The following is a 22,823-nucleotide window of genomic DNA, read 5'->3' as shown; positions in this document are numbered from 1 at the left end:
CGGGCTAAACGCGATCCGGTGCCCGGACATGCGGAAGGGCGGCACCCCACCCGGATGCCGCCCTTCCGCGTTGCCGACTCGGCCGGATCAGCCGTTCGACATGCTCAATGTGCGCTTGTCCGCCTTGATGATGTGCTCGCGTTCCGATTCCGACAGCCCGCCCCAGATCCCGTACGGCTCGTGCACGGCGAGTGCGTGGTTCCGGCACATCGCCAGTACCGGGCAGGCCAGGCACACGGCTTTGGCCCGCGCCTCGCGACGGGCTCTGGCCGGCCCGCGCTCGCCGTCAGGGTGAAAGAAGGACGCGCTGTCCATGCCTCGGCACGACCCTTCGAGCTGCCAGTCCCATACATCCGCGTTGGGCCCCGGGAGCCTGCGTGTGTCCGCCATCCTGACCGCCTCCGTCATCCGGTCGAAGCGTTTACCTGCTCTGCTGCGCTGCGGATACTCCATTCGGTGCAACGGCGGTAACGTTAGAAGCGCGCCAATACTTGTTCAAGAGATTCAAGACGATTCAGCCGTTAGGCATCCCCCGGATGTGTGAGCCGTACTTTCCGCTCCGGTTGCCCCTGCTCCGGCCTGCCTGGATATTGGGTCGAGTGGGATCTCGGACCAGCAGTGAAGAACCCACCCTGCCGGTGGCCTCCGTCGCTCGCCGGCTCGGGGTCGCACCGTCCACCCTGCGCACCTGGGACCGCAGATACGGCGTAGGGCCGAGTCGCCACACCAACGGCCGCCACCGCCGCTACGGCAGCTCCGACATCGGCCGTCTCGAACTGATGCAACGAGCCCTTCTTCGCGGCGCCTCGACGGCCGAAGCTGCGAAGTACGCGCTCGAGCAAATGCCCAGGACGGCGACAGAGCCTCCGGAGACCGCCGTCGTCCAAGTGGCGGAGCAGGCCGCCGCACCGGCCGCGGAGGACCACGACGTCCCGTCCCGCCTCGCCAGGCGCTTGAGCACGGCCGCGCTCGCGATGGATTTCGGCGCGGTGCAGCGCATGCTCGCCGACACGATCCGCGAACTCGGCGTCCTGCCTGCCTGGACCGGCGTCGTGTCGCCGGTGCTGACCGCGCTCGGCGCGCGCTGGCGCGGCGTGAGCGCCGGAGCGGAGGTCGAGTACCTGCTCGCCGAATGCGTGTACGCCGCCCTCGTCCGCGCGACGCCGGTGCTCCGCGAACCGCGTAACCAACGCCCCGTCCTGCTGACCTGCGTGCCGGACGAGCGCGACAACATGCCGATGTACGCGCTCGCCGCGGCGCTGGCGGGACGCCGGATCGGCGCCCAGCTGTTCGGAGCGTCCCTGCCCGCCGAAGTGCTCGCCGTGACCGTCCGCCGCAGCGTCCCGGCGGCGGTCGTCCTGTGGTCCGGCCGTCGTGCGACCGCGGACCCGCGCCTGTTCGCCAGGGTGTCCCGCGGCCGTCAGCGCAGCAGGCTGTTCGCGTGCGGTCCCGGCTGGGATCCCGCCACCCTCCCGGACAAGATCGAACTGCTCGGCGAACTGACGACCGCCGCCGACCGGATCGAGCACGTTCTTGTCGGTGCGAGGCGATAGAAAGGACGCATGGAAACGTCCTTGCGGTCCGCCGCGTTCGGCGACGGCGTGCCGCCGCCGGACCCGTTCGCGGTGCCCGCGTCGCCTCGCGGACGGCTGCTCGCCGCCATCGGGCTCGGTGCCCGCGGCCGGTACGCGGCGGCGGCGACGCTGCTGAACGGGTTGCGCGTGAACGGTGGCCCGGTGTTCGCGTCGCTGGCCGCGAGCACGCTGGCGTCGCATCGGCGGCAGTTGGGCGGGCACACGGCGGCGCTCGTCCTCGACGGCGAGGCGCTCGCGCTGGCGATCGCGGAGCCGTCAGGCGAGCCCGACCCCGACGGTCTCGACGCCGAGGGCGCGCGAGCGGACGCCCTCCTGGGGCTCGCGGCGGACAACCTCGGGCGCGGCAGGCTGACCGCCGCCCGGCGGTTGGTCGCGCGGGCGGACGTGCACTGCGGCAACTGGCGGACCCGGACCAGGGCCGGTTGGGTGGGCGCGGAAATCGAACTGGCGGGTAACATTTCCGGGGCGGCCATCGCGCCGGCGGAAATGGCGTTGGAAACCGCGCGTGCCAGGGGTGCGTGCCGACATGTCGTCAAATCGAGCCTTGTACTCGCCGTGACGATCGCGAATGGCGGTTCCGCTGAGAGGGATCGCGCGAAAGCGCTGGTAGAGAGCGCGCGTGAAACCGCCGAGAAATACGAATTCAATTCACTTCTGTGGGTGGCATGCCTGCTCGAGGCGGACTTCGGGGCAGGACACGCCGATGAGTATCGATCCAGAAGTGCCGAACTGTTGCACGCAGTGTTACGGCATGCGGATCCTTGCGGGAGGTGGCTCGCCCGGGAATCTCCGTGGGTCCCCCTCTGAGGGCGTCTAGCCTGTTGGAGGGCCCATTCCGGCAACCGGGCTAAGAACTTTCAAAAAAAGCCACCGGATCGTGTCAAGGTTCGGGCTAAAGCGTCCGATAGGGGAAGTGGAATGTCACCCGGCTGCAGGAAGGAAACCCCGTGACGACGGTCTTGATCTGCGACGACCGACGCAGTGTCCGCGAAGGGCTCACTCGAGTGATGTCCGCGGTCCCAGGGGTCAGTCGCATCGACTGCGTAGCGCACGGTGACGAGCTGCTGGCCCGGTACTCCCGTCAGCCGGTCGACGTCGTGCTGGTGGGAACCCAGCGCGCTGTCCCCACCGGCGTCGAAGCCACCCGGCGGCTCGTCTCTGCGAACCCCCAAGCGAACGTGATCGTGTTCGGCGCCCCGGACGACGCGGGCAGCATCGCCGCCGCCATCGCCGGCGGCGCGCGCGGCTACCTGCGCTGGGACGCCTCGCGTCCCGAGCTGGTCGCCGCGCTGGCGCACACGCTCGCCAGCACCTCGGTGCCGGCGCCGCGCCAGCCGTCCGACCCCGGTGTCCAGCTCACCGAGCGCGAGCTCCAGGTGCTTCGCGGGATGAGCCAGGGCAAGAGCAACGGACAGATCGGCCGCGAGCTGTACCTGTCCGAAGACACCGTGAAGACCCACGCGCGCCGCTTGTTCCGCAAGCTCGGCGTTCGTGACCGCGCTCAGGCGGTCGCCCACGGATTCCGCCGTGGACTTGTTTCCTGACAACGCTTTCCTGATTTCATCGGTCAGATTGCACAACGGGTGACGAACGGGCCGGGGGAATACCCCTGGCCCGTACCTGTGTTCCCTGTCACGCTTCGCGCATTTATGTTCGACGCTCAGGCACTCTTGCCCGAGCGAGTCCGCCTCCGGGCGAACCGTCGTACCCCGCTGCGTTCCGGCTCGTTGAAAGTTCGACTACGAGCGAAGGGAACCAGGAAGACCCGGGTTCAGCGCGCTCGCCGGAAGGGCGGCGCGCCGATGACGGCCGTCAGTGAAGGCGGCGGACCCGGGCGGTACGGTAGCTGTCACCGGTAGTGGTCTCCGAAGTCACGCGCCGGACTCTTTGCACGCCTATACGTAACACTGGGACTGTTGTCTGCGATGGCCAATGTGGGGGACGGACTGGATGAGCCGGTCGCCGCTGCTGTTGAGGGTGATCCTCAAGCGGTCGAGCGGTTGCTGGCGGCCATCCGTCCTTTGGTAGTGCGGTACTGCCGCGCTCGGGTTGGCAGGCAGGAGCGTTCGTTCGCTTCCGCAGACGACGTTGCTCAGGAGGTGTGTCTCGCGGTGCTCACGGCATTGCCTTCGTACCGTGATCAGGGCCGCCCGTTCCTGGCCTTCGTCTACGGGATCGCCCAGCACAAGGTGGCCGACGCGCATCGCGCCGCGGCCCGCAACCGCGCCGAGCCGGTCGCCGAAGTCCCCGACGAGGTCGAGGGCGGCGTCGGTCCCGAGCAGCGTGCTCTCCAAGGCGAGCTGAACGAGCGCATGTCGCAGCTGCTGCGCGTCCTTCCCGACAAACAGCGTGAGATCGTGGTCCTGCGGGTTGTCGTGGGATTGTCCGCCGAAGAGACGGCAGAGGCCGTGGGGTCCACCCCCGGCGCCGTCCGGGTGGCTCAGCATCGCGCCCTCGCGCGCCTACGTAAGGTTCTGGCCGCTGAGGAGGTGATCTGAGTGACCGATCGCGACCGTCGGTTCTCCCCTGGGACCGATCGTGAACTGACGGCTTTCGAAAGAGGGCTGACGCCCTCGGAAGCCGAGTTCGCAGCTGATCTGTCGGCCGTCCAGGCCGACGACGCGCTGCTCGACGCACTCGGCGGCTCGGATCCGAAGATGGCCGACGACCTCGGCGATCAAGAGCTCAACGCCCTGCTGCTGGCCTGGCGGCGCGACATCGACAGCGAACCGCTCGCGGAACTCGTCGACGTCGACACCGCCGTCGTCACCGTGAAGAGCGCCGCGATCGCCCGCAAACACGGGGGAAGACGCCGGCTGCTGGTCCCGGTGGCCGCCGCCGCGGCCGTCCTGGCCATCGCCTTCGCCGGTACCGGTCTCGCCGCGAAGGACGCGCAGCCTGGTGACACTCTCTGGGGCCTGACCAAGGTGCTTTACGCCGACCACGCCCGGTCGGTCGAGGCCGCCGCAGCGGCCAAACTAGATCTCGAGAAGGCCAACCTCGCGCTCGCCGGCGGGCGCCTCGACGACGCCCGCAAGGCGCTCGACGAGGCTCAGGCCGCGCTGAACCAGGTGACCGACGAAGAAAACCGCGATCAGCTGCTCGAACAGCATCGTCAGTTGAGCGCTCAGCTGCAGAACCCCGGTCAGCAGCCGCTGCCCCCGGATCAGCAGTCGCCGACGCAGACCCCGGTCGCGACCACCCCGCAGCCCACCACGCAGCCGACGGCTCCGCCGACTTCGCTGCCGGGAGGCGGCAACCCCGGCACGAGCCTGCCGGGCACCACGACCCCCTCGCCGACTCCGCCGGCCACGACCAGTGAGCCCCCGCCGCCCACGACGTCGACCACGCCGCCGGCCTCGGGCAACGACCCGGGCGGCTCGCGGAACGAGCCGTCGCCCGGCGCCGGAGCGCAGGCTCCCGCGGGCGCGGTCGAGACGCCGTAACACCCCAGAACGCCGAAAGGGCCTGGTGAGATCCCTCTCACCAGGCCCTTCGGTGTCTCAGATCGCGTTTAGCCCGCTANNTTTAGCGGGCTAAACGCGATCAGTAGGCGCTCTCGTTGGCCGTGACACCGTCCGCGAAGCCGCGGCAGTAGTCCCAGCTCACGTAGTCACCAGGGTTCGGATCGAACGCGGGCTCGTGCGGCCGCATGCGGCCGTCGGCGAGCAGCTGCTCGAGACTGGCGCGCAGCAGATGCCAGTCGTGATAGTGGGGTTCGTCGCATTCACCGCAGTCGACCACGATCCCGCGTACTCCGCGCGGTTCGAGAAGCGCCTGGTAGACGGCGAGATCGGAGAGGTCGGCCAGCAACTCGGTGCGCTCTTCGTCGCTGATCGGCTCGTCGAGCCGGTCGGCGTCGTCGATGAACGCGCGGGCCGGGTCGTCCGGGTCATCCGCGAACGGGTCTGGGGGCAACGCATCTTGCGGCACGCCTGCACGCTACCGGGCGCCCACCCGGGCCGGGCGGCCGCCCGGCCCGGATATCATGAGGAGCAGGCCCCCGCCACGATGCCACCAGCCACGGCGGCTTCCCTCCATCACCGCCAGGAAGGCCCTTCGCCTGCTATGACCAGCGACAGCGTCACCGCCCCCGTCCCGAGCAAGTTCGCCATGCTCGGGCTGACCTTCGACGACGTGCTGCTGCTGCCGGCCGAGTCCGACGTGGTGCCCAGTGCGGTCAGCACCCGCACCCGGCTCTCGCGCAACGTCACCCTGAACATCCCGCTGGTCTCCGCCGCCATGGACACGGTCACCGAAGGCCGGATGGCCATCGCGATGGCGCGCCAGGGCGGGATGGGCGTGCTGCAGCGGAACCTGCCGATCGACGACCAGGCGGCCGCCGTCGAGGTCGTGAAGCGCTCCGAAGCGGGCATGGTGACCGACCCGGTCACGTGCTCGCCCGAGGACACCCTCGCCGAGGTCGACGCCCTGTGCGCGCGGTTCCGGATCTCCGGCGTGCCCGTCACGGACGCCGCCGGGACGCTGGTGGGCATCATCACCAACCGCGACATGCGGTTCGAGGTCGACCACACCCGCGCGGTGCACGAGGTGATGACGAAGCCGCCGCTGGTCACCGCGCAGGTCGGCGTCACCGCCGAGGCCGCGCTCGGGCTGCTGCGCCGCCACAAGATCGAGAAGCTGCCCATCGTCGACGGTGCCGGCAAGCTGCGCGGGCTGATCACGGTCAAGGACTTCGTTAAGACCGAGCAGTACCCCAACGCCTCCAAGGACACCAACGGCCGGTTGATCGTCGGTGCCGCCGTCGGGGTCGGCCCGGACGGGCACAAGCGCGCGATGGCGCTGGCCGACGCCGGGGTGGACGTGCTGATGGTCGACACCGCGCACGGGCACTCCCGCGCCGTCGTCGAGACCGTCGCGCTGCTGAAGAAGGAACTGGGCGAAACCGTCGACATCGTCGGCGGCAACGTCGCGACCCGGGCCGGCGCGCAGGCGCTGGTGGACGCGGGCGCGGACGGGATCAAGGTCGGCGTCGGCCCCGGTTCCATCTGCACCACCCGCATCGTCGCCGGGGTCGGCGTGCCGCAGATCTCCGCGATCTACGAGGCCGACCAGGCGGCGCGCCCGGCCGGGATCCCGGTGATCGGCGACGGCGGCATCCAGTACTCGGGTGACATCGCGAAGGCGATCGCGTCCGGCGCGTCCACGGTGATGCTCGGCAGCCTGCTCGCGGGCACCGCCGAATCGCCCGGCGACCTGATCCTGGTCAACGGCAAGCAGTTCAAGACCTACCGCGGCATGGGCTCGCTGGGCGCCATGCAGTCGCGCGGCGAGGCGAAGTCGTACTCGAAGGACCGCTACGCCCAGGACGACGTGCTGAGCGAGGACAAGCTGGTCCCCGAGGGCATCGAGGGGCGGATCCCGTTCCGCGGGCCGCTCGCGAACGTCGTCCACCAGCTGGTGGGCGGGCTGCGGTCGGGTATGGGCTACGCGGGTGCGTCGACGATCCCCGAGCTGCAGGAGGCGCAGCTGGTGCGGATCACCGCGGCCGGGCTCAAGGAGAGCCACCCGCACGACATCACCATGACCGTCGAGGCGCCGAACTACACCACCCGTTAGTCCGCCCCTTAGGACACTTACCCATCCGGTTCCGTTCCCGGGAGACTTGGCCCGCTGATCAAGTCTCCTGGGAGGAACCCGATGTCTTTCACGTCGCGCCGGACCGCGCTCGCCGTCTTCGCCGCCGCCGCCCTCGGGCTCGGCGGTGGCGTGGCGGCTTCCGCCGTCCCCACCGCTTCCGCCGCGCCTTCGGCACCCGAGGCCGCCGCTCTTCAGGCGTCGCCGGGTGAGCTGTGGAAGCGCACCGAGCTGTACTTCGGGACGACTAAGCCGGGCGGCGGGGAGCTGACCGACGCCGAGTTCGCCGCGTTCACCGACAAGGCCGTCACGCCGAGGTTCCCGGACGGGTTCACCGAGCTGACCGGACGCGGGCAGTGGCGCGGTTCGGACGGTGTCATCTCGCGAGAGAAATCGAAGGTGATCGTCGTCGTGTACCCGTTCAGCGATCGCGACGCGAACCGCGAGATCGAAGAGATCCGGACCGACTACAAGAAGGCCTTCTCGCAGGAATCCGTCCTGCGGACCGACTCCGTGGAGAAGGTCTCCTTCTGACCCGGAGCGCCTTTAGCGGGCTAAACGCGAAACGGGTGGGGCACCTGGGGCTGGTGTGACTTCCGGCCCGGTTCGGGTGCCCCGTGCGCAGGTCACCCACGCGGCCTAGCGACAATGGGGTGTAACGGTCGTCGGTGAGAAGGGACTTGACGTGCGGGATCTGGTCGAGATCGGCATGGGCCGCACCGCGCGGCGGGCGTATGACCTCGATGACGTGGAGATCGTGCCGTCGCGGCGCACCCGGTCGTCTTCGGTCGTGTCCACCGCCTGGCAGATCGACGCGTACCGGTTCGAGCTGCCGCTGGTCACGCACCCCACCGACGCGATCGTGTCGCCGGGAACCGCGGTGGCCGTCGGGGAGCTCGGCGGGCTGGGCGTCCTCAACGCCGAAGGGCTCTGGGCGCGGCACCCGAACGTCGAGGACGCGATCTTCCGCCTCGTCCGGGCCGCCGAGGACACCGAGGACCCGACCGCGATCGTGCGTGAGCTGCAGGAGCTGCACTCCGCCCCGATCCGGCTGGACCTGCTGACCGAAGCGATCAAGACCGTCCGCGAGTCCGGGGTCACCGTGGCGGCGCGGGTCAGCCCGCAGCACGCTGCCGAGCTGACGCCGGATCTGCTTGCGGCGGGCGTCGAGATCCTCGTCGTGCAGGGCACGATCATCTCGGCCGAGCACGTCCAGCGCGACGCCGAACCGCTGGACCTGAAGGACTTCATCGGACGGCTCGACGTCCCGGTGATCGCGGGCGGTGTCAGCGACTACCGCACCGCGATGCACCTGATGCGTACCGGCGCGGCCGGCGTCATCGTCGGCCACGGGGCGAGCCGCGGCGTGACGAGCACCGACAGCGTGCTCGGGATCGGGACGCCGATGGCGACCGCGATCGTCGACGCCGCGGCCGCGCGCCGCGACTACCTCGACGAGACCGGTGGCCGGTACGTCCACGTGCTCGCCGACGGCGGGATGAGCACGTCCGGCGACATCGCCAAGGCCATCGCCTGCGGTGCCGACGCGGTCATGCTGGGCGCGCCGCTGGCCGCCGCGTCCGAGGCGCCGGGGCAGGGGCTGTACTGGACGTCGGCGGCCGCGCACCCGTCGCTGCCGCGTTCGCGCGTGGCGCTGGGGCCGGACTACGCCGTCGACCTGAAGACGCTGCTGTTCGGGCCGTCCTCGGACGCCGAGGGCGTCGTGAACCTCTTCGGCGCGCTTCGCCGCGCGATGGCGAAGACGGGCTACTCGGACCTGAAGGAGTTCCAGCGGGTCGGCCTGACCGTTCGCCGCTGACGCTCGCTCCCCGGTCCGGATCGCGTTTAGCCCGCTAAACGCGATCCGGACCGGTCTGTGTCGCTGGGATGAATGCACCTGAGTGGGCTAACGGGGCACTCCTAGAATGGATGTAGCCGCGAGGCTCCTTCTCGGCTGCGACCTCGGCGTCGCGCCGATCGAGGGAGGGCGTGGCACCTCAGCCATGCCGATACCGGCCTGCGCGGAGTTCGCTCGCGAACGTCCGCCCTTCGGCCGTGTGCCCTGAGAGGTGCCGATGAACGCCGTGGTTGTGAGTTCTGAACATGTTCTTTGGGTAGGAGGCGCTCTCCTCGGCGGTTTTCTGACTCGCCTGTTCGCCCTCCTGATCGCATTGCGAGGAACCAAGCCGGGTGAGCGTCCGGCGATTATCCGGGCCCTTGGAGATCTCTTCCGTGTCCTGCCTCGGCGCCGTCGTTGACCCCAGCAGTCACATCCGCCCCGTGCGCCCCGCCAGTTTCGCGTTTAGCCCGCTAAAGGCGCTCTGAGGCCGCCCGGGCGGCCTGGGTGATTTCGGTACGGCGGGATTCCCAGAAGGCCGGGTCCTTGGTGGGGGCCAGGTCGACGGAGCCGTCCAGTTGCTCTCGCAGGATGTCGGCGTGCCCGGCGTGACGGCTGGTTTCGGTGAGCATGTGGACCAGGATGTTGAACAGCATCACGTCGGGCCTCGGCCACCATGGCACCCGTCCGGGCGCGTCGATGGGAAGCGCGGCGATGGTCGCGTCGGAGTGCTCCCAGACACGCCGGTACCGGCCGACGATCTCCTCGCGGGTTTCGTCCTCGGTCGCCCACAGGTCGGTCCCGCGCTCGGGGATCGCCCCGGGAAACGGCCGATCGAAGACCTCGCCGAAGTAGCGCGCCTCCCACGCCGCCAGGTGCTTGACCAGGCCGAGAAGATTGGTCCCCGTCGACGTCAGCGGACGCCGGATGTCGTACTCGGAGAGCCCGTCGAGCTTCCGGAGCATCGCTTCACGGATCTCTCGCAGGTCACTGTGCAGGTATTCCTTCGCGAAATCGTCGATCACGACTCCGAGCATGCACCATCCGAGTGGAAGGTAACCGGCGAGTAACTTACCTCTGGTCAGAAGGGGTGGCCGGGGTTACAGTCGAGGGTGTGACTGCGAGTAACACCACCACTGAAGACGACTTCGACTACGACGTGATCGTCGTCGGCTCCGGGTTCGGCGGCAGTGTCGCCGCCCTGCGCCTGACCGAAAAGGGCTACCGCGTCGCCGTCATCGAGGCGGGGCGCCGCTTCGCCGACGACGAGTTCGCGAAGACCTCCTGGGACCTCCGCCGCTATGTCTGGGCGCCCCAGGTCGGCTGCTACGGCATCCAGCGCATCCACATGCTCAAGGACGTCATGGTGCTCGCCGGCGCGGGCGTCGGCGGCGGCTCGCTGGTCTACGCGAACACGCTGTATCGCCCGCTGAAGCCGTTCTACGTGGACCCGCAGTGGTCGCACATCACCGACTGGGAGGCCGAGCTCGGCCCGCACTACGACCAGGCCAGCCGGATGCTGGGCGTCGTCACCAACCCCAGCGTCACGCCGTCCGACGTCGTCATGAAGGGCGTCGCCGAGGACATGGGCGTGCCGGAGTCGTACCACCCGACGCCCGTCGGCGTGTACTTCGGCAAGCCGGGCGAGCGCGCGGAGGACCCGTACTTCGGCGGCGCGGGCCCGGCGCGCACCGGCTGCACCGAATGCGGCTCCTGTATGACCGGCTGCCGCGTCGGCGCCAAGAACACGCTGGTCAAGAACTACCTGTACCTCGCTGAGAAGGACGGCGCGAAGGTCATCCCCCTGACCACCGTGAGCGCGATTAGCCCGCTAAACGCAGGTGGGTACGAGGTGAGCATCAGGAAGACCGGGACCACCTCGCGCAGGTTCCGGCACAAGCTCACCGCCGCGCAGGTGGTGCTCGCCGCCGGCACGTGGGGCACGCAGAACCTGCTCCACAGCATGCGCGACACCGCCAAGCTGCCGAAGCTCTCGCCGCGTCTCGGCGAGCTGACCCGCACCAACTCCGAGGCCATCATCGGCGCCGCCCGCACCTCGGTCGACGAGGAGCGGAACTTCAGCCGCGGCGTCGCGATCACGTCGTCGATCCACCCCGACGACAACACGCATATCGAGCCCGTCCGCTACGGCAAGGGCAGCAACGCGATGAGCCTGCTCCAGACCATCGCCACCGAAGGCGACTCGGCGGTCCCGCGCTGGCGCCAGGCCGTGAACTTCATGGTCAAGCACCCCGTCCAGACCGTGAAGCTGCTCAACGGCTACCGCTGGAGCGAGCGCACGGTGATCCTGCTGGTGATGCAAAGCCTCGACAACTCCATCACCACGTACACCAAGCGCGGGCTCTTCGGCCGCCGCAAGTACACGTCCAAACAGGGCCACGGCGAGCCGAACCCCAGCTTCATCCCCGCGGGGCACGAGGCCAACCTCCGCACCGCCGAGCGTATCGGCGGCATGGCGGGTGGCACCTGGGGCGAGATCTTCGACATCCCGCTGACGGCGCATTTCATCGGCGGCGCTCCGATCGGCACGGCGGCCGACAACGGCGTGATCGACCCGTACCACCGGGTCTTCAACTATCCCGGCCTGTCTATTGTGGACGGATCGGCGATCACGGCCAACCTCGGCGTGAACCCGTCGCTGACCATCACCGCGCAGGCCGAGCGGGCGTTCTCGTTCTGGCCCAACAAGGGCGAAAAGGACAACAGGCCGTCGCAGGACGCGCCGTACGCGCGGCTCGAACCGATCGCGCCGAAGAACCCCGCGGTTCCGGCGGCCGCGCCGGCGGCACTTCGGCGATAGATTGGGGGAGTGACAGCCTCCGAACGCGCACACGCGCTACTGAACCGCGTCCGCGCCCTCCACGAAGAATGGGCGCGCGTAGTAGGACAGATGGACGAGGAGGCCGTCCACGCTCCCAGCGGGTTGCCCGGCTGGACGCGTGCGCATCTGCTGTCCCACTTGGCGCGTAACGCCGACGGCCTGGTCAACCTGCTCACCTGGGCGAAATCGGGTGTCGAGACGCCGATGTACGCCGGTGAGGCGGCCAGGGACGACGACATCGAGAAGGGTGCGTACCGGTCCGCCGAGGATCGCGGAAGACGTCGTCGCGTCCGCGGCGCGGTTCGTCGAAGTCGCGTCGAGCATGCCGGACGACGCGTGGCCGGCCCGCGTGCGCGCCCGGCAGGGGCGCGAGATCCCGGCGGAGTTCGTGCTGTGGCTCAGGCTCTCCGAGACCGCCATCCACTTGGCGGATCTCGATCTCGGCTACGACTTCGCGCGGGTCGCCGAGCTGCTCGGCGACGAGTTCGAGATCGTCGTCGGCAACGCCATCGGCATGTACGGCGGCGAGCTGCCCTCGGTCCTGCTGGTCGCCGTCGGTGAGGACGGGACGCGTCACGAATGGCGGATGGGCACCGGAGAGCCGGTCACGCTGACCGGATCCCCGGGCGATGTCCTGGCGTGGATCACCGGCCGTAGCGACGGATCCACTTTGGACGGTACCGCGCCGCCACTGCCGCATTGGCTGTGACGGCTCGGTCCACAAAGGACTAAGCGCGGAACGAGTCCACGCCGAACTGCTTCGCGATGTCGTCCAGCATGGCGTGCGCGCCCTGCAGGCTGACCGACGTGAACCAGGTGGTGTCGTTGACGTCGATCACCTTTCCCTTGAGGGTGCCCCAAAGCGGGTTCGACTGGAACTTCGTCTTGGGGCTCTCGGCCTGCTTCGTCTCGTCGGCGTACGTGGCGACGAAGATCGCTTCGGCGTCGAGCTTTCCGATCTCTTCCTGGCTGAGATCGTTGGAGATCTTCGTCTTGTTGTCCGGCTGCCCGGCGGGCCGCTGGAAACCGGCGTCCGCCATCACGGTCCCGGGGAACGACGCGCTGCTGTAGAGCCGCACGGTCGGCTCGCCTTCGACGAAGCGGACCACCGACACGGCGGCGGGCTTGCCGAGCTTGGCCTTGATCGCGTCACCGACCTTGCGGGCACGCTCCTCGTAGGCCTTGATCTTCTGGTCCGCCAAAGCTTCCTTGCCCAGCGCCTTGCCGAGCATCCGGATGTTGTCCTTCCAGGTGGCGCCGGTGGTCTGGCTGAACACCGTGGGCGCGACCTTGCCGAACTCGGCGTAGAACTTCTCGTGGCGCACCTTCGCCGACACGATCAGATCCGGCTTGATGTCGTACAGCTTCTCGATGTCCGGGCTTTCGAGCGCACCGATCTCCTTGGCGCCCTCGGCGTACTTGCGGTCGTCGCCGAGGTAGTCCGGCAACTTGTCGTAGTTGCGATATTTGGTGTATGCCACGACTTTCGTCTCGAGCGCCAGTGTCGCGTCGACGTAGCTGGAGTCCAGCGCCGCGACGGTGACGGGCTGCTTGTCGATCGTGGTCGAGCCCATCACGTGGTCGATGGTGCGCGGGAATCCACTTTGGCCGGTGCCGGTGGAGGCGGATTCCTGTGCTCCGCCACCGCAAGCGGAGAGTGCCAGGCAGGCGGTCACGGCGAAGGCGACGACTGCGCGCCGGGGTGGGGTCATGGGTCACTCTTTCTCTGCGGTTAGGCTTTCCTAACCGGAGCATAGGATGGCGGATGTCCACAGTGGAAGTTCGTGTTGGAAAGGCGACAGCGGGAGCCCTGCTCGTCACTCTCCTCGCTGTGATCTGCGTCGCGAGTGTCGCCCTCGGTGCGCGTTCGATTCCTTTGGGTGTCGTCTGGGACGCGATCTTCCATCCCGCGGGTGTGCCGGATCACCTGATCGTCCGTTCGTTGCGGGTGCCACGCACGCTGCTCGGTGTCCTGGCGGGACTCGCGCTCGGCGCGGCCGGGGCGCTCATGCAGGGCCACACCCGTAATCCGCTCGCGGACCCCGGACTGCTCGGCGTCACCCAGGGCGCGGCGTTCGCGGTGGTGCTCGCCGTCGTCGTGCTGGGCATCGACGACCTCTACGCGTTCATCTGGTTCGGCTTCGCGGGCGCCCTCGTCGCGAGTGCCGTGGTGTTCCTGCTCGGCGCCGTCGGCGGCCGGGGCGCCACACCGGTGACGCTCGCGCTGGCCGGGGCCGCGGTGAGCGCCCTGCTCAACGGCGTCATCTCCGCGATCGTGCTCGGCGACGACCGCGGGATGGAGACGTACCGTTTCTGGCACGTGGGTTCGATCGCGGGCCGGGATCCCGCGATGATCGGGCAGACCGCCCCCTTCGTGGCCGCGGGCCTGCTTCTCGCGGTGATCAACACGCCAGGGATGAACACGCTCGCGCTCGGTGACGACGTCGCGGTCGCGCTCGGGCGGCGGGTCGGCCGGACACGGTTGCTCGGGGTCGCCGCGATCACGCTGCTGACCGGGGCAGCCGTCGCCGCCTGCGGGCCGATCGCGTTCCTGGGGCTGCTCGTCCCACATTTCGCGCGGGCGATCAGCGGACCCGATTACCGCTGGCTGGTGCCGTTCTCGGCGGTGCTCGGCGCGATCCTGCTGCTCGCCGCGGACCTCCTCGGCCGCGTCGTCGCCTCGGACAGCCTGGAGGTCGGCATCATGCTGGCGGTGCTCGGCGTGCCGGTGTTCGTCCACCTCGTCCGCAAGAAGGGCCTGGCACGGATATGACGGCTCCCAAGGTGATTTCGCTCGGCCCGGCGGCTTGGACGGTCCGGCCGAGGACGCTCGCCGTCGCGACGCTCGCGGCGATCGCGCTGGTGCTGGTCGCGGCGCTGAACATCGGCATCGGCACCTCCCACATCGGGCTCGGCGACGTCCTGAAGACGCTGTTCGGCGGCGGTACCGCGCGGGAACGCGGGATCATCTTCGATCTGCGGATGCCGCGCACGCTGACCGCGATCGGCGTCGGCGCGGCCCTCGGCCTTTCGGGTGCGCTGTTCCAGACCATCGCCCGGAATCCGCTGGCCAGCCCGGACATCCTCGGGATCACCTGGGGCGCGGGGGTCGGCGCGGTCGGCGTGATCGTCGCCGGCGGCACGGGTGGCCAGGTCAGCGGCCTGGCGAGCACGCTGGGCGTCCCGCTCGCCGGACTCGCGGGCGGAGTGATCGCGGGAATCCTGCTGTACGCCCTTTCGTGGCGGCGCGGGATCGACGGCTACCGCCTGGTCCTGATCGGCATCGCGCTGTCCGCCGTCGGCTACAACCTCGTGTACTGGCTGCTGACCGTCGGAGACGTCGACAACGCGGCACGCGCGACGACGTGGATCGTGGGCAGCCTGGCCGACGTCGGCTGGGAATCGGTCGGCCCGGTCCTGCTCGCGCTGGCCGTGCTCGCGCCGGTCACGCTGATCGCCGGGCACACCATCGGCGGGCTTCAGTTCGGCGACGACACCGCGCGCGGCCTCGGCATCCGGGTCGACGCCGCCCGAGGCACCTTGTTGCTGCTCGGCGCGGCTTTGGCCGCCGTCGCCACCGCGGCCGCCGGGCCCATCACCTTCGTCGCGCTGGCGACCCCGCAGATCGCCTTGAGGCTGGTCCGCTCGGCGCAGCCGCCGCTGTTCGGATCGATGATCCTCGGCGCGCTGCTCACCGTCGGCGCGGACTTCGTGGTGCGGGTGACCCCGGTCCTGTCCGGGCTCCCGGTCGGCGTCCTGACGGCGATCCTCGGTGCGCCGTACCTGATCTTCCTGTTCATCCGCAGCCGTAAGGAGGAGCGCGCGTGAACGCCAGACTGCGTGCCCGGGAGCTGGAACTCGGTTACGGCGAAACGCCCGTCGTGACCGGGCTCGACCTCGACGTCCTCGACGGGACCGTCACCGCGATCATCGGCCCCAACGGCTGCGGCAAATCCACGCTGCTGCGTGCGCTGGCGAGGTTGCTCAAGCCACGCCAGGGCGCGGTACTGCTGGACGGTGATCGGATCGACAAACTGCCGACGCGTGAGGTCGCCAAGATCATCGGCCTGTTGCCGCAGACGCCGTCCGCCCCCGAAGGACTGACCGTCTCCGACCTGGTCCGGCGTGGACGGCATCCGCACCAGAGCTGGTACCGGCAGTGGTCCTCCTCCGACGACGAGGCGATCGAGCGGGCGCTGCGGCTGACCGGGATGGACGAGTACGCGGGCCGGGTCGTCGACCAGCTTTCCGGCGGGCAGCGCCAGCGGGCGTGGATCTCGATGACGCTCGCCCAGGAGACCGGGCTGCTCCTGCTCGACGAGCCGATCACCTACCTCGACCTCGCGCACCAGATCGACGTGCTGGACCTGGTCTACCGGCTGCACAAGGAACGCGGGACCACCGTGGTGATGGTGCTGCACGATCTGAACCTCGCCGCCAGGTACGCGGACAAGCTGGTCGCGATGCGCGGCGGCCGGATCGTCGCGCAGGGCCCGCCCGCGGAAGTGCTCACCGAGCCGCTCCTCGACGAGATCTTCGGCCTGTCGGCGAAGGTCATGGAGGATCCGGTGTCCGGTACTCCGCTGGTCGTGCCGGTGAGTGCACACCTTCGGGCGTAGCGTCGCAACCTGCCCGTCCGCGATGCGTCTAAACGGGCATGGAGAGAAGGGCGTTCCTCAAACTCGCCGGTGCGACCGTGGCCGGAATGGCCGCGACGGCGTGCTCGGCCGCGCCTCCCGGGGCGGCGCCCAGTTCCGCGCCCGGAACGTCGTTGCCGCCGAGCACCGGTGTCACGCCACCGTCCGGCCCGCCGGACTGGGCCGCGCTGCGGAACAAGATCTCCCTTCTCCTGCCAGGTGATTCCGGCTACGACAACGCCAAACGCGTGTTCAACCCGGCCTTCGACGGGCTCAAGCCCGCCGCGATCGCGAACTGCGTCAAACCGGAAGACGTGCAGGAAGCCGTTTCCGCCGCGGCACGGCGGGTCCCGATCGCCGCTCGCAGTGGCGGCCACAGCTACGCGGGCTATTCGGTTCCCGATGGTGGCTTGATGATCGACCTCGGCGGAATGTCCTCAGTGGACGTCCAAGGTGAACGGGTCGTGATCGGCGCGGGCGCGAAACTGAAGAACGTCTACGCGACGCTCGGCGCCGCGGGACGTTGCCTGCCCGCTGGTTCCTGTCCCAGTGTCGGGATCGCCGGGCTGACGCTCGGCGGCGGAATCGGTGTCCTCGCCCGGAAATACGGCCTCACCTGTGATCACCTGGTGTCCGCGCAAGTCGTGACGGCGGACGGGAAACTGCGGACGGCGTCGGCGGAGTCCGAGCCCGAGCTGTTCTGGGCGTTGCGCGGTGGGGGAGGCGGCAACTTCGGTGTCGTCACCTCGTTCACCTTTCGCACCGATCCGGCACCTTCGGCCGTTTCGGTGTTTTCCTTGCGTTTCCCGGCGGGCAGCGCGGAAGACGTGCTCGCCGCGTGGCAGCGGTGGCTTCCCGAAGCGCCGCCGGAGTTGTGGGCGAACGTCGTGCTGTCCGGGGGATCGCCGGTCGGTGCGCGCGTTTCCGGGTGCTACGTCGGCGATTCCGCTTCCTTGGGCAAGTTGTTGGACGGACTCCCCGGCGCGACGCGTTCGGTCAAGCAGCTCGACTACCTCGGTGCGATGAAGTACTTCTCCGGCAGCGAAAGCCGACAGTCCTTTGTGGCCTCATCGCGGATACTCGAAGAACCGGCGGATCCCGCGAAGCTGACTTCCGTGCTCAAGGGCAGGCGCGTAATGGATCTCCTGGTCGACGGGCTCGGCGGCGCTGTCGCCGACGTCGCGCCGGACGCCACCGCGTTCTGGCATCGGAAGGCGATCGGCAGCGTGCAGATCTACAGCCAGGCGGACACGCGTAACCGTTCCGCCGCAACGGATTCCGTCGCGGAAGTGGTGACAGGGCTCGGGCTGGGCGGGGGCTACGTCAACTACATCGACCCCGCCCTGCCCGACTGGATGACGGCGTACTACGGCGACAATGCCACCCGTCTCAAGCAGGTGGCCAAATCCTACGACCCGGACAAGGTCTTCGGATTCGCGCAGGCCGTCACCCCGGATTAGAGGTCGATGCCGGTGAAGACGGTGACCCGTTCCTCGGTGAGGTCGTGCATCGCGGCGAGAACGCCTTCCCTGCCGACGCCCGATCCCTTGACGCCGCCGTACGGCATCTGGTCCGCGCGGTAGGACGGGACGTCGCCGATGATCACGCCGCCGACTTCGAGTTCCGTCGACGCGTAGAAGGCGAGATGGACGTCGCGGGTGAACACGCCGGCCTGCAAGCCGTAGGCGGATTCGTTGACCGACGCGAAGGCCTCGTCGACACCATCCACAATGGACACCGCGAGCACCGGGCCGAAGATCTCCTCCGCCCAGGCCTTTGTGGACGGTGGGACGTCGGAGAGCACGGTCGGCTCCACCGTGGCTCCGTCACGTTTGCCGCCGGTGAGGATCTTCGCGCCCGCGGCGACGGCCTCGTCGATCCAGGCCACGATCCGCTCCGCGGCCGCCTCGTCGACGACCGGGCCCACATCGGTGTTCTTGTCGTACGGGTCGCCGGTCCGCTGGGCCTTCACGGCCTCCACCAAGGCGGGCACGAATTCTTCGGCGACCTCGCGTTCGACGATGACGCGTTGCACGGCGATACAGGACTGCCCGGCCTGGTAGTTGCCGAAGGTCGCGATCCGCTCCGCCGCGCCCTCGGGATCCGGCCAGTCGCGGAGCACGACCGCGGCCGCGTTGCCCCCGAGTTCGAGGACCACGTGCTTGCGCGGCGCGGCGTCCGCGATCGACCAGCCGACCGGACCCGAGCCGGTGAACGACACGACCGGCAGCCGGGGATCCGCGACCAGCGCCGACGTCTCCTCGTTGCCGAGCGGCAGCACCGAGAACGCGCCCTCGGGCAGATCGGTCTCGGCCAGGATCTCGCCGAGGATCAGCGCGGCCAGCGGTGTCCGCGGCGCGGGTTTGACGATGATCGGCGCGCCGACCGCGAGCGACGGCGCGACCTTGTGCGCCACCAGGTTCAGCGGGAAGTTGAACGGCGCGATCCCCAGCACCGGGCCGCGCGGAATGCGACGGGTGAGCGCCAGCCTGCCTTCGCCCGCCGGGTCGGTGTCCAGCCGCTGCAGGTCACCGCTGAACCGGCGGGCCTCCTCGGCGGCGATCCGGAACACCGACACCGCGCGCCGCACCTCGGCCTCGGCCCATTTGAGCGGCTTGCCGTTCTCGGCGGTGATGACCTCGGCGATCTCCTCGGCCCGGCCCGCGATGACCCGCGAAACGTGGTCGAGCGCCGCGGCGCGGGTGTGCGCCGAGGAACGCCGGAACTCCTTCGCGACGTTCACCGCCGCGCTCACCGCTCGGTCGACCTGATCAGGGCCGGGCACCGCGACGGTGGCGACTTCGCTTCCGTCGAAGGGGTGGTGCACGGTGAGCGTCGAAGCGCCCTGCTCGGGGCGCCCGGCGATCCAGGCGGGGCGCGGCTCCGGGGTGATCATGTCCATGGGTGACAAGGTATTCCAGTCAGGGCTTGACGAGCACCTTGAGCGCTTCGCGGTCCGCCATCGCCCGGTAACCGTCGGGGACCTCTTCGAGCCCGATGGTCCGGTCGAAGACCTTGCCCGGCTGGTACTTGCCCTCGACGACGTCTTCGAGCAGCTCGGGAATGTAGTGGCGCGCGGGCGCCACGCCGCCGGTGACGGTGATGTTGCGCCGGAAGAGCGCGGGGCCGATCGGGCCCTCGGCGTACTGCGGCACGCCGACGCGGCTGACCGTGCCGCCGGGGCGGACAGCGCCGACGCCCATCTCGAAGGCGGGCTTCGTGCCGACGCATTCGAGGACGGTGTGCGTGCCTTCGCCGTTTGTCAGCTCTCGGACCTTCTCGATGCCTTCGTCGCCGCGCTCGGCTACGACGTCTGTCGCGCCGAACTCGCGGCCGAGGTCCGTGCGGGCCCGGTGGCGGCCCATCAGGATGATGCGCTCGGCTCCGAGCCGCTTGGCCGCGAGAACCGCGGAGAGACCGACGGCACCGTCACCGATGACAGTGACGGTGGTGCGCTCGTTCACGCCCGCTTTGACCGCCGCGTGATGGCCGGTCGCGAACACGTCGGAGAGCGTGAGGAACGAGGCGAGCAGATCGTCGTCTTCGGTGTGCGGCAGTTTCACGAGTGTGCCGTCGGCTTGCGGGACGCGGACGGCCTCGCCCTGGCCGGCGTCGACACCCTTCGCGCCCCAGTTTCCGCCGTGAAGACAGGAGGTGTGGAGGCCCTCGCGGCAGAACTGGCACGTGTTGTCGGAGTAGACGAAGGGCGCGACGGCCAGGTCTCCCGGCTTGAGTGTGGTGACATCGGAGCCGACGGCCTCGACGACACCGAGGAACTCGTGGCCGATCCGGACGCCGCGGTCGCGTGCGGGCATGCTGCCGTACGGCCAGAGGTCGCTGCCGCAGATGCAGGAGCGGACGACGCGGAGGAGGGCGTCGGTCGGTTCGCTCAGCTTCGGGTCCGGGACGGTCTCGACGCGTACGTCACCGGCGCCGTAGATGAGTGTCGCTCGCAAGACGGGTCCTTTCCTCGGCTGGCCCCAGTATGGGCGCGTCGCGTTTAGCCCGCTAAACGCGATCGGTGGAGGTCGCGCAGCAGGAGGATTTCGGCGCCGTGGTGGATGGCCTCCCGGTTGATGTGCAGGGCGAGAGTCGCTAAGGGGTAGTCCGCGTACGGGCCCTCAGCCTCGCCGCAGGGGCGTTCGAGGTCTTCGGCGGTGAGGCCGCGGACGCCGTCACGCCAGCGCGCGTAGGCGTCGTCGAGTTGCTCCAGCGCTTCTTCGGCGGAGGCCGCGTAGGGGAAGGTCTGATAGTCGACGGGCGGGCCGCCGAAATGCGACGCGTTCCGCATCCCGAACACGCCCACGATGATGTGGGCGAGGCGCCAGGCGATCGTCGTCACCGGCGGCGGAGACGGCTCCGGGTACGCCCAATCGATGTCGATCTCTCCGGTCTTGCCCACCCGGATCGTCCAGCAGCCCTCGACGGGTTCCCAGAAGTATTCGTCGTCGGTCAGGGTCTTCAGCCGAGGGCGCAGGTGGTTCTGCCAATGCCAGTCGAGCTGTTCGGAGAGTTCCTTGCTCCAGTCGATGCCCATGTCCCCGACGCTAGGCCGCCTCGCGGTCAGCCGCTGTCCTGAATCGTGAGGGGGTTGGCGGCGGGGTGACCGGGCCCACCTGGGACGATGGTGGGGAAGCGTACTGCTCTGATCTGGAGGTTTCAGGTGCCCAGTCCCACCGGTCCGGTACTCGTCGTGGACTTCGGGGCGCAGTACGCGCAACTGATCGCGCGCCGGGTGCGTGAGGCGCAGGTCTACTCCGAGGTCGTCCCGCACACCGCCACCGCCGAGGACATCCTCGCCAAGGACCCCGCCGCGATCATCCTTTCCGGTGGTCCGTCCAGCGTGTACGCGGAGAACGCGCCCGCTCTCGCCCCGGGGCTGGTCGACGCGGGCGTGCCGATCTTCGGCATCTGCTACGGCCACCAGGTGCTCGCGCAGGCCCTCGGCGGCACCGTCGAGCCGACCGGGATCCGCGAGTTCGGCCGCACCGAGGTCCGCGTCGCCGGTGAGGGCGGCGTCCTGCACGCCGGTCTCCCGAGCAACCAGCCCGCGTGGATGAGCCACAACGACAGCGTCACCAAGGCCCCCGAGGGCGCCACCGTGACCGCTTCGAGTGACGGCGCCGCCGTCGCCGGGTTCGAAGACGTCGAGCGCCGCTTCGCCGGCGTCCAGTACCACCCCGAGGTGCACCACTCGCCGCACGGCCAGGAGGTGCTCCGCCGCTTCCTGCACGACATCGCGGGCATCAAGCCGCAGTGGACGACGTCGTCCATCGTCGACGACCAGGTCAAGCGCATCGCCGAGCAGGTCGGCGACGGCCGCGCGATCTGCGGTCTCTCCGGCGGTGTCGACTCCGCCGTGGCCGCAGCGCTGGTCCAGCGGGCCATCGGTGACCGGCTGACCTGTGTGTTCGTCGACCACGGCCTGCTGCGCTCGGGCGAGCGCACCCAGGTCGAACGCGATTTCGTCGCCGCGACCGGGGTCAACCTGGTGACCGTCGACGCGCGCGACCGGTTCCTCGACGCGCTGGCCGGGGTCACCGACCCCGAGGAGAAGCGCAAGATCATCGGCCGCGAGTTCATCCGCGTGTTCGAGCAGGCCGAGCGCGACCTCAAGGCCGAGGGCGACTACAAATTCCTGGTCCAGGGCACGCTGTACCCGGACGTCGTCGAGTCCGGCGGCGGTGAGGGCGCGGCGAACATCAAGAGCCACCACAACGTCGGCGGGCTGCCCGACGACCTGCAGTTCGAGCTCGTCGAGCCGCTGCGCCTGCTGTTCAAGGACGAGGTGCGGCGCGTCGGGCTGGAGCTCGGGCTGCCGGAGACGATCGTGCAGCGGCAGCCGTTCCCCGGGCCGGGGCTCGGCATCCGGATCATCGGCGCCGTCGACGCCGAGCGGCTCGAGACGCTGCGCGCGGCGGACGCCATCGCGCGCGAGGAGCTCACCGCGGCCGGGCTCGACGGCGAGATCTGGCAGTGCCCGGTGGTGCTGCTGGCCGACGTCCGCAGCGTCGGTGTCCAGGGCGACGGGCGGACCTACGGGCACCCGATCGTGCTACGGCCGGTGTCGTCGGAGGACGCGATGACCGCGGACTGGACGCGGCTGCCGTACGAGGTCCTGGAGCGGATCTCGACCCGCATCACGAACGAGGTCTCCGAGGTGAACCGGGTGGTCCTGGACGTCACGTCCAAGCCGCCGGGCACCATCGAGTGGGAGTGACCGCTCCCGCCCCGACCTGCGTTTAGCCCGCTAACTGCGTTTTGGGCCTGGGGCACCCGGCGCGGGCCAGATCGCGATTAGGGGGCTAAACGCA

At 69.4% G+C, this 22,823-nt stretch carries 22 protein-coding genes and 1 pseudogene; 16 read left to right on the top strand and 7 right to left on the bottom strand.

Going from position 1 to position 22,823, the window contains the following annotated elements; all coding sequences use genetic code 11:
* Nucleotides 1-87 precede the first annotated feature (87 nt).
* Entirely contained in the window at nt 88-408 is a 321-nt protein-coding gene (locus tag AVR91_RS26245) for a WhiB family transcriptional regulator (RefSeq protein ID WP_007031108.1), read from the bottom strand.
* Nucleotides 409-638: 230 nt separating this feature from the next.
* On the opposite strand from AVR91_RS26245, the gene AVR91_RS26240 reads away from it, so the two are divergent.
* The 5 genes from AVR91_RS26240 (at nt 639) to AVR91_RS26220 (ending at nt 5,041) form a co-directional block, all read left to right on the top strand.
* Nucleotides 639-1,553, top strand: coding sequence for a MerR family transcriptional regulator (locus AVR91_RS26240; RefSeq protein WP_172843608.1), 915 nt, complete (start codon nt 639-641; stop codon nt 1,551-1,553).
* 9 nt (nt 1,554-1,562) lie between these two features.
* Nucleotides 1,563-2,402, top strand: coding sequence for a hypothetical protein (locus AVR91_RS26235; protein WP_063275151.1), 840 nt, complete (start codon nt 1,563-1,565; stop codon nt 2,400-2,402).
* A 140-nt stretch (nt 2,403-2,542) separates the two neighbouring features.
* Nucleotides 2,543-3,139 carry a response regulator transcription factor gene (locus AVR91_RS26230; RefSeq protein WP_003073605.1) on the top strand — a complete coding sequence of 199 codons (597 nt, stop codon included), beginning with the start codon at nt 2,543-2,545 and terminating at the stop codon, nt 3,137-3,139.
* Between the two features lie 381 nt (nt 3,140-3,520).
* Entirely contained in the window at nt 3,521-4,093 is a 573-nt protein-coding gene (locus AVR91_RS26225; RefSeq protein WP_026467317.1) for a sigma-70 family RNA polymerase sigma factor, read from the top strand.
* Nucleotides 4,094-5,041, top strand: a complete 948-nt coding sequence (locus tag AVR91_RS26220; protein WP_063275152.1) for an anti-sigma-D factor RsdA — start codon at nt 4,094-4,096, stop codon at nt 5,039-5,041.
* A gap of 100 nt (nt 5,042-5,141) precedes the next feature.
* On the opposite strand, the gene AVR91_RS26215 is transcribed toward AVR91_RS26220, so the two are convergent.
* The gene (locus tag AVR91_RS26215; protein ID WP_005166667.1) at nt 5,142-5,528 is read right to left on the bottom strand and encodes a DUF5319 domain-containing protein; all 387 of its coding nucleotides are present in this window, start codon (nt 5,526-5,528) and stop codon (nt 5,142-5,144) included.
* A gap of 135 nt (nt 5,529-5,663) precedes the next feature.
* Here AVR91_RS26215 and guaB point away from each other — a divergent pair, with 135 nt between their 5' ends.
* The 3 genes from guaB to AVR91_RS26200 all read left to right on the top strand — a co-directional run bounded on the left by guaB (nt 5,664) and on the right by AVR91_RS26200 (nt 9,012).
* Nucleotides 5,664-7,175: an IMP dehydrogenase gene (gene guaB, locus AVR91_RS26210; RefSeq protein WP_016331163.1), complete on the top strand. Its 1,512-nt coding sequence runs from the start codon at nt 5,664-5,666 to the stop codon at nt 7,173-7,175.
* Nucleotides 7,176-7,256: 81 nt separating this feature from the next.
* Entirely contained in the window at nt 7,257-7,727 is a 471-nt protein-coding gene (locus AVR91_RS26205) for a DUF3574 domain-containing protein (RefSeq protein ID WP_063275153.1), read from the top strand.
* A 151-nt stretch (nt 7,728-7,878) separates the two neighbouring features.
* A complete protein-coding gene (locus AVR91_RS26200) occupies nt 7,879-9,012 on the top strand; it encodes a GuaB3 family IMP dehydrogenase-related protein (RefSeq protein WP_034304399.1) in 1,134 nt (377 codons plus the stop codon).
* Between the two features lie 491 nt (nt 9,013-9,503).
* Here AVR91_RS26200 and AVR91_RS26195 read toward each other — a convergent pair whose 3' ends face one another.
* Nucleotides 9,504-10,067 (bottom strand): DinB family protein, encoded by a 564-nt coding sequence (locus AVR91_RS26195; RefSeq protein ID WP_063275154.1) that lies wholly within the window; start codon nt 10,065-10,067, stop codon nt 9,504-9,506.
* 77 nt (nt 10,068-10,144) lie between these two features.
* Here AVR91_RS26195 and AVR91_RS26190 point away from each other — a divergent pair, with 77 nt between their 5' ends.
* From AVR91_RS26190 to AVR91_RS44445, 3 genes and pseudogenes are all read left to right on the top strand, one after another.
* Nucleotides 10,145-11,851, top strand: coding sequence for a GMC family oxidoreductase N-terminal domain-containing protein (locus tag AVR91_RS26190; RefSeq protein ID WP_063275155.1), 1,707 nt, complete (start codon nt 10,145-10,147; stop codon nt 11,849-11,851).
* 90 nt (nt 11,852-11,941) lie between these two features.
* Nucleotides 11,942-12,193 (top strand): annotated as a pseudogene (locus AVR91_RS44530) (maleylpyruvate isomerase N-terminal domain-containing protein); the annotation flags it as partial.
* A 1-nt stretch (nt 12,194) separates the two neighbouring features.
* The gene (locus AVR91_RS44445) at nt 12,195-12,581 is read left to right on the top strand and encodes a DinB family protein (protein ID WP_394329971.1); all 387 of its coding nucleotides are present in this window, start codon (nt 12,195-12,197) and stop codon (nt 12,579-12,581) included.
* A gap of 19 nt (nt 12,582-12,600) precedes the next feature.
* Here the strand turns inward: AVR91_RS44445 and AVR91_RS26180 are convergent, their stop codons facing one another.
* The gene (locus AVR91_RS26180; protein ID WP_211282772.1) at nt 12,601-13,584 is read right to left on the bottom strand and encodes an ABC transporter substrate-binding protein; all 984 of its coding nucleotides are present in this window, start codon (nt 13,582-13,584) and stop codon (nt 12,601-12,603) included.
* 53 nt (nt 13,585-13,637) lie between these two features.
* Here AVR91_RS26180 and AVR91_RS26175 point away from each other — a divergent pair, with 53 nt between their 5' ends.
* From AVR91_RS26175 to AVR91_RS26160, 4 genes are read left to right on the top strand one after another with little or no spacing between them, the layout of a single operon-like run.
* Complete coding sequence (locus tag AVR91_RS26175) at nt 13,638-14,645, top strand: FecCD family ABC transporter permease (protein ID WP_063275156.1); 1,008 nt, start codon at nt 13,638-13,640, stop codon at nt 14,643-14,645.
* The gene (locus tag AVR91_RS26170) at nt 14,642-15,700 is read left to right on the top strand and encodes a FecCD family ABC transporter permease (RefSeq protein WP_016331171.1); all 1,059 of its coding nucleotides are present in this window, start codon (nt 14,642-14,644) and stop codon (nt 15,698-15,700) included. The genes AVR91_RS26175 and AVR91_RS26170 overlap by 4 nt, the downstream gene beginning before the upstream one ends.
* Entirely contained in the window at nt 15,697-16,491 is a 795-nt protein-coding gene (locus tag AVR91_RS26165; RefSeq protein WP_063275157.1) for an ABC transporter ATP-binding protein, read from the top strand. Before AVR91_RS26170 ends, AVR91_RS26165 begins: the two co-directional genes overlap by 4 nt.
* Before the next feature lie 38 nt (nt 16,492-16,529).
* Complete coding sequence (locus AVR91_RS26160) at nt 16,530-17,969, top strand: FAD-binding oxidoreductase (RefSeq protein WP_063275158.1); 1,440 nt, start codon at nt 16,530-16,532, stop codon at nt 17,967-17,969.
* On the opposite strand, the gene AVR91_RS26155 is transcribed toward AVR91_RS26160, so the two are convergent.
* From AVR91_RS26155 to AVR91_RS26145, 3 genes are read right to left on the bottom strand one after another with little or no spacing between them, the layout of a single operon-like run.
* A complete protein-coding gene (locus AVR91_RS26155) occupies nt 17,966-19,411 on the bottom strand; it encodes an aldehyde dehydrogenase family protein (RefSeq protein ID WP_063275159.1) in 1,446 nt (481 codons plus the stop codon). The two genes, AVR91_RS26160 and AVR91_RS26155, sit on opposite strands and share 4 nt — an antisense overlap.
* A gap of 19 nt (nt 19,412-19,430) precedes the next feature.
* Nucleotides 19,431-20,465: a zinc-dependent alcohol dehydrogenase family protein gene (locus AVR91_RS26150; protein ID WP_063275160.1), complete on the bottom strand. Its 1,035-nt coding sequence runs from the start codon at nt 20,463-20,465 to the stop codon at nt 19,431-19,433.
* 44 nt (nt 20,466-20,509) lie between these two features.
* Entirely contained in the window at nt 20,510-21,046 is a 537-nt protein-coding gene (locus AVR91_RS26145; protein ID WP_063275161.1) for a DinB family protein, read from the bottom strand.
* A 126-nt stretch (nt 21,047-21,172) separates the two neighbouring features.
* On the opposite strand from AVR91_RS26145, the gene guaA reads away from it, so the two are divergent.
* Nucleotides 21,173-22,729, top strand: coding sequence for a glutamine-hydrolyzing GMP synthase (gene guaA / locus AVR91_RS26140; RefSeq protein ID WP_063275162.1), 1,557 nt, complete (start codon nt 21,173-21,175; stop codon nt 22,727-22,729).
* Nucleotides 22,730-22,823 lie beyond the last annotated feature (94 nt).

This window comes from Amycolatopsis keratiniphila subsp. keratiniphila (assembly GCF_001620365.2).
Classification (GTDB): Bacteria; Actinomycetota; Actinomycetes; order Mycobacteriales; family Pseudonocardiaceae; genus Amycolatopsis; species Amycolatopsis keratiniphila.
This window is presented reverse-complemented; position numbering and strand designations above follow the sequence as displayed.

What these genes read in the sequence shown, in the direction of transcription:
- AVR91_RS26245 (WP_007031108.1), bottom strand. Translation starts at nt 408, where the DNA reads ATGACGGAGGCGGTCAGGATGGCGGACACACGCAGGCTCCCGGGGCCC.
- AVR91_RS26235 (WP_063275151.1), top strand. Translation starts at nt 1,563, where the DNA reads ATGGAAACGTCCTTGCGGTCCGCCGCGTTCGGCGACGGCGTGCCGCCG.
- AVR91_RS26225 (WP_026467317.1), top strand. Translation starts at nt 3,521, where the DNA reads ATGGCCAATGTGGGGGACGGACTGGATGAGCCGGTCGCCGCTGCTGTT.
- guaB (WP_016331163.1), top strand. Translation starts at nt 5,664, where the DNA reads ATGACCAGCGACAGCGTCACCGCCCCCGTCCCGAGCAAGTTCGCCATG.
- AVR91_RS26205 (WP_063275153.1), top strand. Translation starts at nt 7,257, where the DNA reads ATGTCTTTCACGTCGCGCCGGACCGCGCTCGCCGTCTTCGCCGCCGCC.
- AVR91_RS26195 (WP_063275154.1), bottom strand. Translation starts at nt 10,067, where the DNA reads ATGCTCGGAGTCGTGATCGACGATTTCGCGAAGGAATACCTGCACAGT.
- AVR91_RS44445 (WP_394329971.1), top strand. Translation starts at nt 12,195, where the DNA reads ATGCCGGACGACGCGTGGCCGGCCCGCGTGCGCGCCCGGCAGGGGCGC.
- AVR91_RS26180 (WP_211282772.1), bottom strand. Translation starts at nt 13,584, where the DNA reads ATGACCCCACCCCGGCGCGCAGTCGTCGCCTTCGCCGTGACCGCCTGC.
- AVR91_RS26175 (WP_063275156.1), top strand. Translation starts at nt 13,638, where the DNA reads ATGTCCACAGTGGAAGTTCGTGTTGGAAAGGCGACAGCGGGAGCCCTG.
- AVR91_RS26170 (WP_016331171.1), top strand. Translation starts at nt 14,642, where the DNA reads ATGACGGCTCCCAAGGTGATTTCGCTCGGCCCGGCGGCTTGGACGGTC.
- AVR91_RS26160 (WP_063275158.1), top strand. Translation starts at nt 16,530, where the DNA reads ATGGAGAGAAGGGCGTTCCTCAAACTCGCCGGTGCGACCGTGGCCGGA.
- AVR91_RS26155 (WP_063275159.1), bottom strand. Translation starts at nt 19,411, where the DNA reads ATGGACATGATCACCCCGGAGCCGCGCCCCGCCTGGATCGCCGGGCGC.
- AVR91_RS26145 (WP_063275161.1), bottom strand. Translation starts at nt 21,046, where the DNA reads ATGGGCATCGACTGGAGCAAGGAACTCTCCGAACAGCTCGACTGGCAT.